The following is a 12,568-nucleotide window of genomic DNA, read 5'->3' as shown; positions in this document are numbered from 1 at the left end:
CGAAGCGCAGGCGGCGGGTCAGCGCACCGCGCTGGCGGCGGGTTCGCCCGCGGCGGCGGCCAGCGTGGTGCGCAGGTGCCAGAGCACCTCGGCGGCGACGTCCTGGTAGGCGGTGAGGTCACGCTCGGCGCGGGCGAGCAGCAGCGCGCCCTCCGCAGCGGCGATGACCAGCGCGCCCAGCGCTCGTGCCGTGCCGGGTGCGCAGCCCTCCGCCTGGAACGCGTGCTCCAGCACGCCGCGCCAGTCGGCGAAGGCGGCGGCGACCACCGCGTGCAGCGGCTCGTCCGGGCCCACGTCCAGGGCCACCCCGGCGATCGGGCAGCCGCCCTTGAAGTCCGTCTTGCGCAGCCAGCTCGCCATCGCGGCGAAGTAGCCGGCGACGGCGTCCAGCGCCCGGCCGCCCGGCGCGTCGCCGCCGACCTGGACCCGGTTGCGCCCGGCGTACCAGCGCAGCGCCTCGGCCGCGAGCTGCTCCTTGCCGCCGGGGAAGTGGTGGTAGATGGAGCCGCGCGGCGCCCCGGACCGGGCGATGACGTCCTGGAAGGACGTCGCGGCGTAGCCGCGCTCGGCCAGCAGCAGCGCCGCGGTGCGCACCATCTTGTCCCGCGTATCGGTCGTCATGCCCGTCCCCTTGACTATGACGGCCATCATAGCGCACCCTTGAATTATGATGCTCGACATAGAACGGCAGCTCAGCCACGGAGCCACTGCGGTCGAGATCGTCTTCAGGGGCGCGGACGAGACCGACCTGGCTCAGGTGCTGGACCTCCACGCGCGCTGCTCGCCGGAGAGCCTGCGCCGCCGCTACACCTCCGGCGCCGGTGCGCCTTCCCCCGCCCGGATCGCCCGCACGCTGACGCCCGAGGCCGGGCACACGCTGCTCGCCACCGTGGTGGGCGGCGCCGACGACGGCCGGGCGGTGGCCATGGGCCAGCTGTTCCGGACCGGCGACGGCTGCGGCGAGCTCGCGTTCCTGGTGGCCGACGCGTGGCAGCGGTGCGGGCTCGGCACCGAGCTGGCCCGCCGGCTGACCGTGCTGGCCCCCGCGCTCGGGCACGACGGGGTGGTCGCGCACGTGCTGTCGCTCAACCAGCCCGCCCTGCGGATGCTGCGCCGCCTCGCCGCCGACGGCGCGCTGGACCCGTCCTGGGAGTACGACGGCCCCCTGGTCACCATGCGCTCCACGGTCAGCCCGCCGCGCGGTTGACCCCTGAGCGAAGGGGCGGTGTCCGGTCCGGCCGGGCACCGCCCCTTCATCATTCGGCGGCCGTCGTGGCGAGGGCCTTCGATGATCGGAAACGCATTTCCCGAATGGCGGATCGGCCGCCGGATTTCCGATGATCTAGGTCAACCGGTTCAGTCCAGCCCAATACCCATGCCTTGATTTCTGTCCTGACCTGCGTGAAAAATAAAGACGACCTTGGAGAGAGCGCTCCCCGGAATACCTGATATAAAGGATGACATGACGAGCACTCGACCCCATGACGGCCAGCGGTCCCCGACGCTGGAACAGGTCGCGGAATGGGCAGGGGTGTCCCGGTCGACCGTCTCGCGCGTCATCAACGGGGTGTCCACCGTCGACCCCGAGCTGCGTGAACTGGTTCAGCGCGCCATCGACGCCACGGGTTACGTGCCCAACCTCGCCGCGCGTTCCCTGGTCACCCGGCGCACCGACTCCGTGGCGCTGGTCGTGTCCGAGCCGGACGACCGCAACGAGTCCGACGAGCCCTTCCTGAACCGGATCTTCACCGACCCGTTCCTCGGCCGCATCACCGCCGGGGCGCTGGAGGTGCTCCGCCCCGAGGGCATCCACCTGGTGATCATGCCCGCCGAGTCGCCGGCCCATCACCACGTGCTGCGCTACCTGCGGCAGGGCCACGTCGACGGGGTCCTGCTCATCTCCAGCAGCGCCGCCGACCCGCTCCCGCAGATGCTCTGCGACCTGGGCATCCCGGCGGTGCTGTCGGCCCGCCCCGCCAAGCCGCTGCCGATGAGCTACGTCGACGTCGAGCAGCAGGTCGGCGCGAAGCTCGCCGCCGAGCACCTGCTCGCCGTCGGCCGCCACCACCTGGCCACCATCTCAGGCCCGCTGGACATGCCGTCCAGCCAGGACCGGCTGGCCGGGTTCCGGGCGGCGCTCGCCGTGCACGGGCACGCCTACGTGCCGTCGGCGGCGGGCAACTTCACCCGTGCCAGCGGCGAGAACGCCGCCCGGGAGCTGTTCGCGGCGCACCCCGAGATCGACGCCCTGTTCGTCGCGAACGATCTGATGGCCGAGGGCGCCCTGCAGGCCCTGCGCGACCTCGGCAAGAAGGTGCCCGACGACGTCGCGGTGGTCGGCTTCGACGACAGCATCGCCGCACTCCAGTGCCGCCCACAGCTCACCACGATCCACCAGCCGCTGGAGGAGATGGCCGCCGAGATGGCCCGCCTCCTGCTCGCCCGCATCGGCAAATCCGACGCCAAACCCCGCTCCGTCATCTTCCACCCCCGCCTGATCCGCCGCCAATCCACGTAGCCCACCCCACCCCACCCCACCCCACCCCGCGCCACCCCCGCCGCGCCACCCCCCTGCCGCGCCGATCTTGCGCGAACTGTGGGTGCGACACGCCTAAATCGGCCCAAACTACCCTCGCCAAGTGCAAGATCGACGCGATCTTGGGTGGGCGGGATGGTGATGATCGGGTTCTCGTGTCGAAATGTGTGGTGGGACCGCAGGTTGTGACACGAAGTCGCGATCATGCCGGAACCGCGCGTGGCCGGGGCGGGCTGGGAGCGCCGAGCGGGAGGTCAGGGGGCGAGGGCGGCCAGGCGGAGCAGGGCTGCGATGCGGGTGGACTCGACGGTGGCGGCCAGGGCTTTGACGGCGGGGTCGGAGCCGGCGGACTGTTCGGAGCCGGCCAGCATGCGGCACTGCTCGAAGTGCACACGCAGGCTCTCGGCCAGCATCGTGTCGAACTCCGCGCCGGACTTCGCGGCCAGCAGCGCGAGGTTCTCCTGCGTGATCATGCCGGGCATGTCGTGGCCTTCGTGCGGGTTGGTCTCCGGCGCGCCGGTCTTGGCCAGCGCCTTGCGCAGCTCGGCGACCTCGGTGTCGTGCTGGCGCGCCACCTCTGCGGCGAACGTGCCCAGTGCGGCGTCGCCGGACCGCTGCGGAGCCAGCCGCAGCGCGGCCAGCATGCGCTCGTCGAGCGCGATCATCAGCTGCGTCCACGCGACATCGGTGCTGATCGCACCCGCTGACGGCACGGTCGCCGCGCCGGGCGGGGAGGCTCCGCCCGTGCCGCCCGCCTGAGCGCCGCCCGGCGCACCGGACACGGCCGCGCCGGCGGCGGAAGAGCCGGGCACCGTCGCGCCCGCTCCCGGCGCGGAGCCCGCACCGCACCCCGCGACCAGCAGCACCGTCACGCAGGCGTACACCCGGAATCTCATCGCGGACCTCCACCGGCCTCTGCGGCGATCTTGCGCGAACTGTTGCCCTTATGCCCGATAGGAGTGTGTCGTCCCCACAGTTCACGCAAGATCGGCGCGGGAGAGAGGGGGCGCCGGGCGGGGCGGGAGAGGGGTGCCGTCCCGCCCGGCGCGGGTTTCAGGGGATCAAGGGCGGCCGTTGGCGCCGCACTTGATGATGGGGCGGATGCAGTCGCGGACTCGGCGCTCCATCTCCGCGGCGGGCCAGGCGTTGAAGAAGTCGCCGTGCATGGTGTAGCCGCGGCCGGAGGAGAGCCGGATCCGGGCGGGGTCGCCGGTCACCGGGTAGCGGAGCACCTGGCGCAGCTTCGGCACCGGGACGGGGTGCGTGGCGGGGCAGGCGCCGTTGACCGGGTACGACATGTGGCTCTTGTGGTCGGCGGAGTCGAGGTTGACCCCGTCCCAGCACTGCGGGAAGTCGAGGTACGACTCCAGCATCGAGTCCGACGGGCAGTTGACGAAGTCCTTGCCGGGCGGGACCTCGCCGTGGTGCAGGCAGGACCAGCGGGCGATGCTCTGGTCGCCGCTGGTGGCCTTGGCGTTGCCGGCCACGATGCGCAGGCCGACGGGCAGGGCCTGGATCTGCGCGATGATGTCGTCGCGCACGCCTTCACCCAGGTAGTAGAAGGTGGTTCCGGTCGGGGCGACCGGCACGTCGTTGACGTACATGGTCGGCACCCAGTACGACGACAGGTCCTCGATCGGGTTGCAGTTGGTGCCCGCGTTGGCCAGGCTCGTGTACGTCGAGAAGGCGTTGGTGGACGTGTTGCCCATGAAGTCATGCATGTGTGACCCGCCGGGCAGGTTCGGGAAGACGATCGGGTCGTCCGGCAGGCGGTGTGTGAACGGGCAGTCGGCCAGGAACTCGGCGACCCGGATGATCGGGCCGCCCCCACCGCCACCGCTGCCGTCCTGCCCGAACACCTGGAACTCCCACAGCGAGACGCCCCACTGGGTGGCGCGCGCGGTGGCGTAGAGGCGTACGTAGCGGCCGGACACGTTCACGTTGAGTGACTGGTCGGTGCCGTTGTGGTTGGTGGTGGTGTGGAACGTGCTCCACGTGTTGCCGTCGGCCGAGGTCTGGAGCTGGAAGTTGCGGGCGTACGCCCCCTCCCAGTCCAGGAAGATCCGGGTGATCGCCCGGCTGCTGCCGAGATCGATGCGGATCCATTGCGGGTCGGAGAAGGCGCTGGACCAGCGCGTGCCGGCGTTGCCGTCGACCGCGGCCGAGCCCGGCGTGCCGGCGTTCTCGGTCGAGCTGACGGCCACGGGCCTGCCCTGGGAGAGCGAGATCTCGGCGGCTGCTGCCCCACCGGTGGTGGCGACCAGGTAGGTTGCGAGAACGGCCGTGACGGAGGCGAATAGCCCGGCGGCACGTAGCCGCCGGCGGCCAGGAATCGGTGCGAGACGATTCATGGTGTTTGCTCCCTACGGGAATGGGACGGACGGGTTTCCGTTGGGGGCTGGGGGCCCTGCGGGGCTGCGGGGCCCCCAGCCGGCGGTCGTGCTACTGGTAGACCCGGACGTAGTCGACCAGCACTTGCGCCGGGAACGGCGTGCTGGCGTCGGGCGAGCCCGGCCAGTCACCGCCCACGGCCAGGTTCAGGATCATGTAGTGCGGGTGGTCGTAGACCCACGGGCCGCGGGTCGCCTCGACGGTCGCCTTGCTCGCGTAGAACACCTCCGTGCTGTCGACGAAGAAGCGGATGCCGTTGCTGTCCCACTGCGCGGCGTAGACGTGGTAGTCGGCGGAGAGGTCGATACCCCAGACCTTCTCGAAGCCGTACCCGCCGCCGCCGTTGTAGGCGGGCGCGTGCAGCGTGGTGTAGCTGCGGGTGGTGTCCCGGCCGAGGATCTCCATGATGTCGATCTCGCCGTTGTAGGGCCACGGGCGGCCGGTGAGGAAGTCGGCGCCCATCATCCAGAACGCGGGCCAGAAGCCGTTGCCCTTGGGCACCTTCACCCGGGCCTCGACCCGGCCGTACTGGAAGTGGAACTTGTTGCCCGTGTTCATCCGGTGCGAGGTGTACTGCATCCCGCCCACGGCCTCACGGCGGGCCTCCATCACCAGCTGGCCGGCGCCGTTCATGTTGGCGTTGTTGTTGTTCGTGTAGTACTGCAGCTCGTTGTTCTGGCCGGTGCCGGTGTCGATGGTCCACTTGGTGCCGTCGGGCTTGCTGCCCGCCGGGCCGTTGAACTCGTCGGAGAACACCAGGCGGGTGGCCGGGAACGTCGGGTTCGGCGGCTGGGCCGGCGGCGTGGTCGGGGCACCGCCGGTGCCGTACACCTGGAACTCCCACAGCGAGTAGCCATAGCCGTTGGAGCGCTGCGTGCCGTACATGCGCACGTAGCGGCCGGTGCCGTTCACGGTGATGTTCTGCTTGAACCCGGTGCTGGTGGTGGTGCTGTAGATCGGCGTCCAGTTGACCGCGTCGCTGGACGTCTGCAGCTGGTACGCCACCGCGAAGGCCGGGTCCCACTGCAGCACGACCCGCTTGATCTGGGCCGTCGCGCCGAGGTCGACGTAGATCCAGCCCGGGTCGGTCCAGGCCGAGGTCGCCCAGCGCGAGGCCGGGTCCAGGTCGAACGCGCGCGCCGGGAAGCACTGCCAGCAGGCGCCGTCATCCTGCGAGCTGGAGGCGACCCCCGGCTTGTTGTACGACAGCAGCACCTCCCCGCCCGGGTTGGGCGAGGGCGAGGTCGACGGCGACGCCGAGGGGGAGGCCGGCGGCGAGGACGGCGGGTTGCTCGGCGCGCTGCCGGTGCGCACGGCGAACTCGAACAGCGAGTAGCCGTAGGCGGTGCCGCGCGCGGTGCCGTTCATCCGCACGTAGCGGCCGCTGCCGGAGACGGTCAGCTGCTGCGTCCCGCCGGTGCCCGTGGTGGTGCTGTAGATGTTCGTCCACGGACCGGTGGCCGAGCCGGAGACCTGGATCTGGAACGACCGGCCGTACGCCGCCTCCCAGTTCAGGGTCACCCCGCAGACGCTCTGCGTGCTGCCCAGGTCGACCTGGATCCACTGCGGGTCCGAGAAGGCGCTGGACCAGCGGGTGCCGGTGCTGCCGTCGAACGCGTTGGCCGCGGCGAACGCGCCCTCCTGCGAGGACGCCGAGGCCGGGCGGCCCTGCGCGGCGTTGGCCGTGCCGCAGCCGCCACCGCCGCCGATCACGCCGAAGACCTGGAACTCCCAGAGCGAGTAGCCGTGGACGGTGGCGCGGGCGGTGCCGTTGACCCGGACGTACCGGCCGGAGCCGCTGACCGCGAGCGTCTGCGTGCCGCCGGTGCCGGTGGTGGTGCTGTAGATGTTCGTCCACGGGCCGGTCGCCGAGGCCGAGACCTGGATCTGGAACGCGGTCGCGTACGCCGCCTCCCAGTTCAGCACGACCTGGCTGACGGTCGCGGTGCCGCCGAGGTCGACCTGGATCCACTGCGGGTCGGCGAAGGCGCTGGACCAGCGGGTGCCGGTGCTGCCGTCGACGGCCGCGCTCGCCGGGAACGCGGCGTTCTCGGTCGAGGAGGCGGTGGCCGTCTTGCCCTGCGAGATCAGGGGGTCGGCGGCGTTGGCGGAGGTGGCGACCACGGCCAGGGTCGAGGCGAACATGGCCCCCACCACGGCCGCGACGGTGTACCACCGCCGGCCGCGGACGGACGGGGAGCGCGGCGGGGGTGCCGCGTTCGGGACGGATCTCATGTCATCTCCTGATGGATGGCTCGAGACCGCGAGGGCAGCGCCCTGGCGGCGAAACGTCGGCTCGCCCGGCGCGCCGTTGGAGGGGCGGCGCGTCGTGCGAGCCACGTTCAGGTGCCCGGAAATGCCGCCGCGGCTCGGTCGGTGCGGTGATCAGCGGTGGCGCTTCCGGTGGCGCGGCGCATGCCGCGATCGCGTGCCGGCCGGGACCGGTCGCTCGGGGCTGAGGCCCGGTCCCGGGGCACGGCGTCACCGCCCGGGGGCGGCGGATCGCCGCGTGCTAACGACTTAATGCCCGAAGGTCATCAAGCCGGACAAACAAGTGAGGGAGCGCTCTCTGGAAGAATCGTCCAGGACCGCTGTTATGTCAATGGCGGTCATTGGACGTTTGATCGAGGCGCAGGTCGTTAACGTTGCCGAAATTTCGCGGTGACCTCGGCGGGCCCGTCCGGGGCCGGTCACGGAGCAGCCGGCGGCCTGGCGGAAGTCGGCACGATCCGGATCGGGCGTACCCGCGGCCGCCCGCGTCCGCTGGTGAGCGGACGAACCTCAGGTCACGCCGTGGCTCTGCGCGCCCGGACGGTGCCCCGTCGTCGGCATCGGACGGGAGGTCGCGCTTTGTAACGAGACGGCAACGGCATCTTGACAGGCGAGCGGCGTGGGGCGAGTGTCAGTGCCATGCGGTAGAGCGCTCTCTGGGGAGCGCTCTCCGCCTAGATCAACAGTGATTGACCTGCACTTCTGTTCCACGCACGTTCCCTGAGTAGCTGTAGCTGGAGGAGCTCCTGATGCGTTCAGCACTGACCGGTGCCGGCCGCCGGCGCCGTTTCGCGGCCGTGGCCGCACCCCTGATCGCGGCCGCGCTGGTGCTGGGCACCGCCGCGTGTGGCGGTAGCGAGGAGCCCGGCAAGCCGGGCGGCAAGGTGAAGCTCACGATCGCGACGTTCGGTGAGTTCGGGTACAAGGAGCTGTACAAGGAGTACCAGCAGCTGAACCCGAATGTGGAGATCACCGAGCGGATCACCAAGGCTGAGGATCACCACAAGAACCTGGCCGCGCACCTGGCGACGAACACGGGTGCGGCGGACATCGAGGCGATCGAGGAGGGCTGGGCGGGTCAGTTCACGGCCAACCCGGGCAAGTTCTACAACTGGACCGACTACGGCGCGAACGACATCAAGGCGCAGTGGCCGGCGTGGAAGTGGCAGCAGGGCTCGGCGGCTTCGGGTGAGGTGATCGGTCTGGGTACCGACGTGGGCGGTATGGCGATGTGCTACCGGCGGGACTTCTTCGAGAAGGCGGGTCTGCCGACCGAGCGTGATGAGGTCTCGAAGCTGTGGCCGACGTGGGAGGACTACATCAAGGCGGGCGAGCGTTTCAAGGCCGCCAACATCAAGGGTTCGGCGTGGATGGACGGGCCGACGGTGATGTACCGGTCGATCCTGGGTCAGCAGCCGATCGGTATCTACGACGGTGACAAGGTCGTCGCGGACACCAACCCCGGCGTGAAGAAGGCCTGGGACCTGACGATCGACGCGATCAACAAGGGCCTGTCGGCGAAGATCGCCGCGTGGTCGGCGGACTGGAACGCGGGTATGGCCAAGGGCTCGTTCGTGACCCTGGCGTGCCCGTCGTGGATGATGGCCTACATCCAGTCGCAGGCCAAGGACTCCTCGGGCAAGTGGGACATCGCCGCTGTTCCCGGTGGCGGCGGCAACTGGGGTGGCTCCTTCCTCACCCTGCCGAAGCAGGGCAAGAACGTCGAGGAGGCCGCGAAGCTGGCCAAGTGGCTGGTGGCCCCCGAGCAGCAGGCGAAGGTCTTCCGCGCTCTGGGCAACTTCCCGTCGACCGTGTCCCTCTACGAGGATGCGGTGATCAAGGACTTCAAGAACCCGTTCTTCAACAACGCGCCGGTGGGGCAGATCTTCTCGGCTTCGGTGAAGACGATGGTGCCGCAGTTCATGGGTGCGAAGTCGGGTGACATCAACACGGCGATCCAGAACGGTCTGACCCGTGTGGAGCAGGGCAAGCAGAAGCCGGACGAGGCTTGGCAGCAGTCGCTGAAGGACGTCAAGGCACTCCTGTGACCTGACCCCCGGCCGGTTCCCCGTCACTCACAGCCGCTTCAGGGCGCGGCTGACGGGGAACCGGCCACTTTCGCACTTCCCACCGCCCGTGTCGGCCGACCGAACAGTGATGTGTCCACGATGAAAAATCTTCTGTATCGCTTGGACGTGAAGGGTTCGCCCTACCTCTACGTCATCCCGTTCTTCCTGATCTTCGCCGCGTTCGGCATCTTCCCGCTGGCGTACACCGCGTGGGTGTCGCTGCACGAGTGGAGCCTGCTGTCGGAGACGCACACCTTCCTGGGCCTGCAGAACTACAAGGATCTGCTGGCTGACGAGTACTTCTGGAACGCGCTGCGCAACACGGCCCAGATCTGGGTGATCTCGACGGTGCCGCAGCTGCTGATGGCGCTGCTGCTGGCCCACGTGCTCAACCAGCGCCTGCGCGCGCCCACGTTCTGGCGGATGACGGCGGTGCTGCCGAACATCACGTCGGTGGCGGCGGTGGCGATCATCTTCGGGCAGATCTTCGGCAAGGACTACGGCCTGGTGAACTGGGTCCTGGAGTCGCTGGGGCTGGGCCGGATCGACTGGCAGGCCGGCACGGCGAGCTCGCAGATCGCGATCAGCGTGATGATCATCTGGCGGTGGACGGGCTACAACGCGCTGATCTACCTGGCGGCGATGCAGGCGGTCAGCAAGGACCTGTACGACGCGGCGTCGCTGGACGGCGCCAGCAGCCTGCAGCAGCTGACCCGGATCACCGTGCCCGCGATCCGTCCGACGATCATCTTCACGGTGATCGTGTCGACGATCGGCGGTATGCAGGTTCTGGCGGAGCCGTTGCTGTTCGGCGGCGGGAGCATGACCGGTGGTTCGGACCGGCAGTTCCAGACGCTGTCGCTGTACCTGTACGAGGTCGGGTTCTCCCGGTTCGACTTCGGCTACGCCTCGACCGCGGCGTGGGCGATGTTCGGCATCATCGTGATCGTCGCGGCGATCAACTACTTCCTCACCAGCCGCCTGCGGAGGTCCTGATGACGTCCACCACCATCACCAGGCCCGCCGCCACGACGCAGGAGAAGGCCCCCATCCGCCGGCGCCGGATGTTCCGCGCCGAGCGGCGGCCGGGCAAGCTCGCCTACCTGGCGCTGGCCGGGCTGGCCCTGTTCTCCGGGTTCCCGCTCTACTGGTCGCTGGTCGTCGCCTCGCACGACAACGGCATCCTGGGGCAGGTCCCGCCGCCGTTCGGCCTCGGCCCGAACCTGTTCGCCAACATCCAGCGGGCGTTCGACACGGTCGAGTTCGGCAAGGCGGTGGTCAACTCGATCGTCGTGTCGCTGTCCATCACGATCAGTGTGGTGCTGTTCTCCACGCTGGCCGGCTTCGCCTTCGCCAAGCTGAGCTTCAAGGGCCGCAACCTCCTGCTCGTCAGCGTCATCGCGACGATGATGGTGCCGACGCAGCTGGGCATCATCCCGCTGTACATGCTGATGGCGAAGATCGAGTGGACCGGCACCATCTACGCGGTCATCGCGCCCGGCTTGGTCACCGCGTTCGGCGTGTTCTTCATGACGCAGTACCTGCGGGAGGCGGTGCCGAGTGAGCTGATCGAGGCCGCCCGGGTCGACGGCTGCCACACGTTCCGGATCTTCTGGCACGTGGTGATGCCGGCTGCCAAGCCGGCCGCGGCGGTGCTGGGCATGCTCACCTTCATGGGGGCGTGGAACGACTTCTTCTGGCCACTCGTGGTGCTCACCCCCGAGGACCCGACCGTGCAGACCGTGCTGTCCACCCTGGCCAGCGGTTACATCACCGACTACTCGCTGTCGCTGACCGGCACGGCGATCGCGACGGTGCCGCTGCTGGTGGTCTTCGCGCTGCTCGGCAAGTACATCATCGGAGGCATCATGCAGGGAGCGGTGAAGTCGTGACGATCACCAGCACGCAGGAGCAGCTGGCCGGCACCGCCGCGCTCCGCTTCCCGGCCGGGTTCCGGTGGGGAGCGGCGACCGCGTCGTACCAGATCGAGGGGGCGGCGACCGAGGACGGGCGCATGCCGTCGATCTGGGACACCTTCGCGCGTACGCCGGGCAAGGTGTTCGAGGGCCACTCCGGTGACGTCGCGTGCGACCACTACCACCGCTACCGCGACGACGTGGCGCTCATGGCTCAGCTGGGCCTGGGCACCTACCGGTTCTCGCTGGCCTGGCCGCGCATCAAGCCCGACGGCTCCGGCCCGGTCAACCCGCGCGGCCTGGACTTCTACGACCGCCTCGTCGACGAGCTGCTCACCCACGGGATCGACCCGATGGTGACGCTCTACCACTGGGACCTGCCGCAGGTGCTGGAGGACCGCGGCGGCTGGACCAACCGCGACACCGCCCACTACCTGGCCGACCTGGCCGCTGCGGCGGTGGACCGGCTGGGCGACCGCGTCGCGACCTGGACCACGCTGAACGAGCCGTGGTGCTCGGCGTTCCTCGGGTACGCCAGCGGGGACCACGCGCCGGGACGGCAGGACCCGAAGGCGGCTTTCGAGGCCGTACACCACCTGATGCTCGGCCACGGCCTGGCCGCACGCGCGCTGCGGGCGGGCGGGGCGCGGGAGGTGTCGCTCACGCTGAACCTGACCGACGCGCGGCCGGCGAACCCGGCCGACCCGCACGACGTGGCGGCGGCCCGGCAGATCGACGGCCTGCAGAACCGGCTGTTCCTGGAGCCCGCGCTGCGCGGGCGCTACCCGCAGGACATGCTGGCGCTGTTCGAGCGGTTCGGTGCGGCGGACGTGATCCGCTCCGGCGACCTGGACGTCATCGCCGCGCCGATCGACCTGCTCGGCGTGAACTACTACCAGCCCGCGCTGGTGCGGGCCCGGATCGGCGCGACCTGCGGGCTGCCCAACCCGGGCACCGAGGGCGCCGAGTTCGTGCGGCAGAACGCGCCGGTCACCGCGATGGACTGGCCGGTGGACCCGACGGGCCTGTCCGGGCTGCTGCTGCGGCTCGCGGCGGACTACCCGGAGACGCCGCTGATGGTCACCGAGAACGGCGCCGCCTACGCCGACGTGGTGGAGGACGGCCGGGTGGCCGACGCGGACCGCGTCGCCTACCTCGACGGGCACCTGCGGGCCGCGCATGCCGCCATCGAGGGAGGTGCCGACCTGCGCGGCTACCTCGCCTGGTCGCTGCTGGACAACTACGAGTGGGGGTACGGCTACGGCAAGCGCTTCGGCCTGGTGCACGTCGACTACGACACGCAGCGGCGGGTGCCCAAGGACAGCGCGCACTGGTACGCCGCGGTGATCGGCCGTAACGGGCTGAGCTGACCGCTCCGCACCACC

General features: G+C 70.1%; 10 protein-coding genes. 6 read left to right on the top strand and 4 right to left on the bottom strand.

What is annotated here, in order from left to right; translation table 11 throughout:
• Positions 1-18: 18 nt before the first annotated feature.
• The gene (locus CS0771_RS34050) at positions 19-621 is read right to left on the bottom strand and encodes a TetR/AcrR family transcriptional regulator (protein WP_203756684.1); all 603 of its coding nucleotides are present in this window, start codon (positions 619-621) and stop codon (positions 19-21) included.
• A 46-nt stretch (positions 622-667) separates the two neighbouring features.
• Here CS0771_RS34050 and CS0771_RS34045 point away from each other — a divergent pair, with 46 nt between their 5' ends.
• Together CS0771_RS34045 and CS0771_RS34040 are read left to right on the top strand one after the other, a co-directional pair.
• Complete coding sequence (locus tag CS0771_RS34045; protein WP_212844820.1) at positions 668-1,207, top strand: GNAT family N-acetyltransferase; 540 nt, start codon at positions 668-670, stop codon at positions 1,205-1,207.
• 255 nt (positions 1,208-1,462) lie between these two features.
• Entirely contained in the window at positions 1,463-2,518 is a 1,056-nt protein-coding gene (locus CS0771_RS34040) for a LacI family DNA-binding transcriptional regulator (RefSeq protein ID WP_203756687.1), read from the top strand.
• Between the two features lie 272 nt (positions 2,519-2,790).
• On the opposite strand, the gene CS0771_RS34035 is transcribed toward CS0771_RS34040, so the two are convergent.
• From CS0771_RS34035 to CS0771_RS34025, 3 genes are all read right to left on the bottom strand, one after another.
• Positions 2,791-3,432, bottom strand: a complete 642-nt coding sequence (locus tag CS0771_RS34035; protein WP_212844819.1) for a DUF305 domain-containing protein — start codon at positions 3,430-3,432, stop codon at positions 2,791-2,793.
• Positions 3,433-3,597: 165 nt separating this feature from the next.
• Positions 3,598-4,887, bottom strand: coding sequence for a DUF1996 domain-containing protein (locus tag CS0771_RS34030; protein WP_244871199.1), 1,290 nt, complete (start codon positions 4,885-4,887; stop codon positions 3,598-3,600).
• Positions 4,888-4,978: 91 nt separating this feature from the next.
• A complete protein-coding gene (locus tag CS0771_RS34025; protein WP_212844818.1) occupies positions 4,979-7,162 on the bottom strand; it encodes a discoidin domain-containing protein in 2,184 nt (727 codons plus the stop codon).
• Between the two features lie 785 nt (positions 7,163-7,947).
• On the opposite strand from CS0771_RS34025, the gene CS0771_RS34020 reads away from it, so the two are divergent.
• The 4 genes from CS0771_RS34020 (at position 7,948) to CS0771_RS34005 (ending at position 12,553) form a co-directional block, all read left to right on the top strand.
• Entirely contained in the window at positions 7,948-9,246 is a 1,299-nt protein-coding gene (locus tag CS0771_RS34020; protein WP_212844817.1) for an extracellular solute-binding protein, read from the top strand.
• Positions 9,247-9,366: 120 nt separating this feature from the next.
• Positions 9,367-10,263: a carbohydrate ABC transporter permease gene (locus CS0771_RS34015; protein WP_212842271.1), complete on the top strand. Its 897-nt coding sequence runs from the start codon at positions 9,367-9,369 to the stop codon at positions 10,261-10,263.
• A 68-nt stretch (positions 10,264-10,331) separates the two neighbouring features.
• Positions 10,332-11,159: a carbohydrate ABC transporter permease gene (locus CS0771_RS34010; protein ID WP_371821600.1), complete on the top strand. Its 828-nt coding sequence runs from the start codon at positions 10,332-10,334 to the stop codon at positions 11,157-11,159.
• Positions 11,156-12,553 carry a GH1 family beta-glucosidase gene (locus tag CS0771_RS34005; protein ID WP_244871198.1) on the top strand — a complete coding sequence of 466 codons (1,398 nt, stop codon included), beginning with the start codon at positions 11,156-11,158 and terminating at the stop codon, positions 12,551-12,553. Before CS0771_RS34010 ends, CS0771_RS34005 begins: the two co-directional genes overlap by 4 nt.
• The last annotated feature ends 15 nt before the right edge of the window (positions 12,554-12,568 follow it).

Origin of the sequence: Catellatospora sp. IY07-71, assembly GCF_018326265.1 — a bacterium.
In the GTDB taxonomy this organism is placed as follows: domain Bacteria; phylum Actinomycetota; class Actinomycetes; order Mycobacteriales; family Micromonosporaceae; genus Catellatospora.
Note: the sequence above shows the minus strand (reverse complement) of the source record. Positions and strands in the feature narration are given on the sequence as shown.

Excerpts from the sequence above, each read along its gene's own strand:
- CS0771_RS34010 (WP_371821600.1), top strand. The coding sequence starts at position 10,332 with ATGTTCCGCGCCGAGCGGCGGCCGGGCAAGCTCGCCTACCTGGCGCTG.
- CS0771_RS34035 (WP_212844819.1), bottom strand. The coding sequence starts at position 3,432 with ATGAGATTCCGGGTGTACGCCTGCGTGACGGTGCTGCTGGTCGCGGGG.
- CS0771_RS34015 (WP_212842271.1), top strand. The coding sequence starts at position 9,367 with ATGAAAAATCTTCTGTATCGCTTGGACGTGAAGGGTTCGCCCTACCTC.
- CS0771_RS34020 (WP_212844817.1), top strand. The coding sequence starts at position 7,948 with ATGCGTTCAGCACTGACCGGTGCCGGCCGCCGGCGCCGTTTCGCGGCC.
- CS0771_RS34030 (WP_244871199.1), bottom strand. The coding sequence starts at position 4,887 with ATGAATCGTCTCGCACCGATTCCTGGCCGCCGGCGGCTACGTGCCGCC.
- CS0771_RS34040 (WP_203756687.1), top strand. The coding sequence starts at position 1,463 with ATGACGAGCACTCGACCCCATGACGGCCAGCGGTCCCCGACGCTGGAA.
- CS0771_RS34045 (WP_212844820.1), top strand. The coding sequence starts at position 668 with ATGATGCTCGACATAGAACGGCAGCTCAGCCACGGAGCCACTGCGGTC.
- CS0771_RS34050 (WP_203756684.1), bottom strand. The coding sequence starts at position 621 with ATGACGACCGATACGCGGGACAAGATGGTGCGCACCGCGGCGCTGCTG.
- CS0771_RS34025 (WP_212844818.1), bottom strand. The coding sequence starts at position 7,162 with ATGAGATCCGTCCCGAACGCGGCACCCCCGCCGCGCTCCCCGTCCGTC.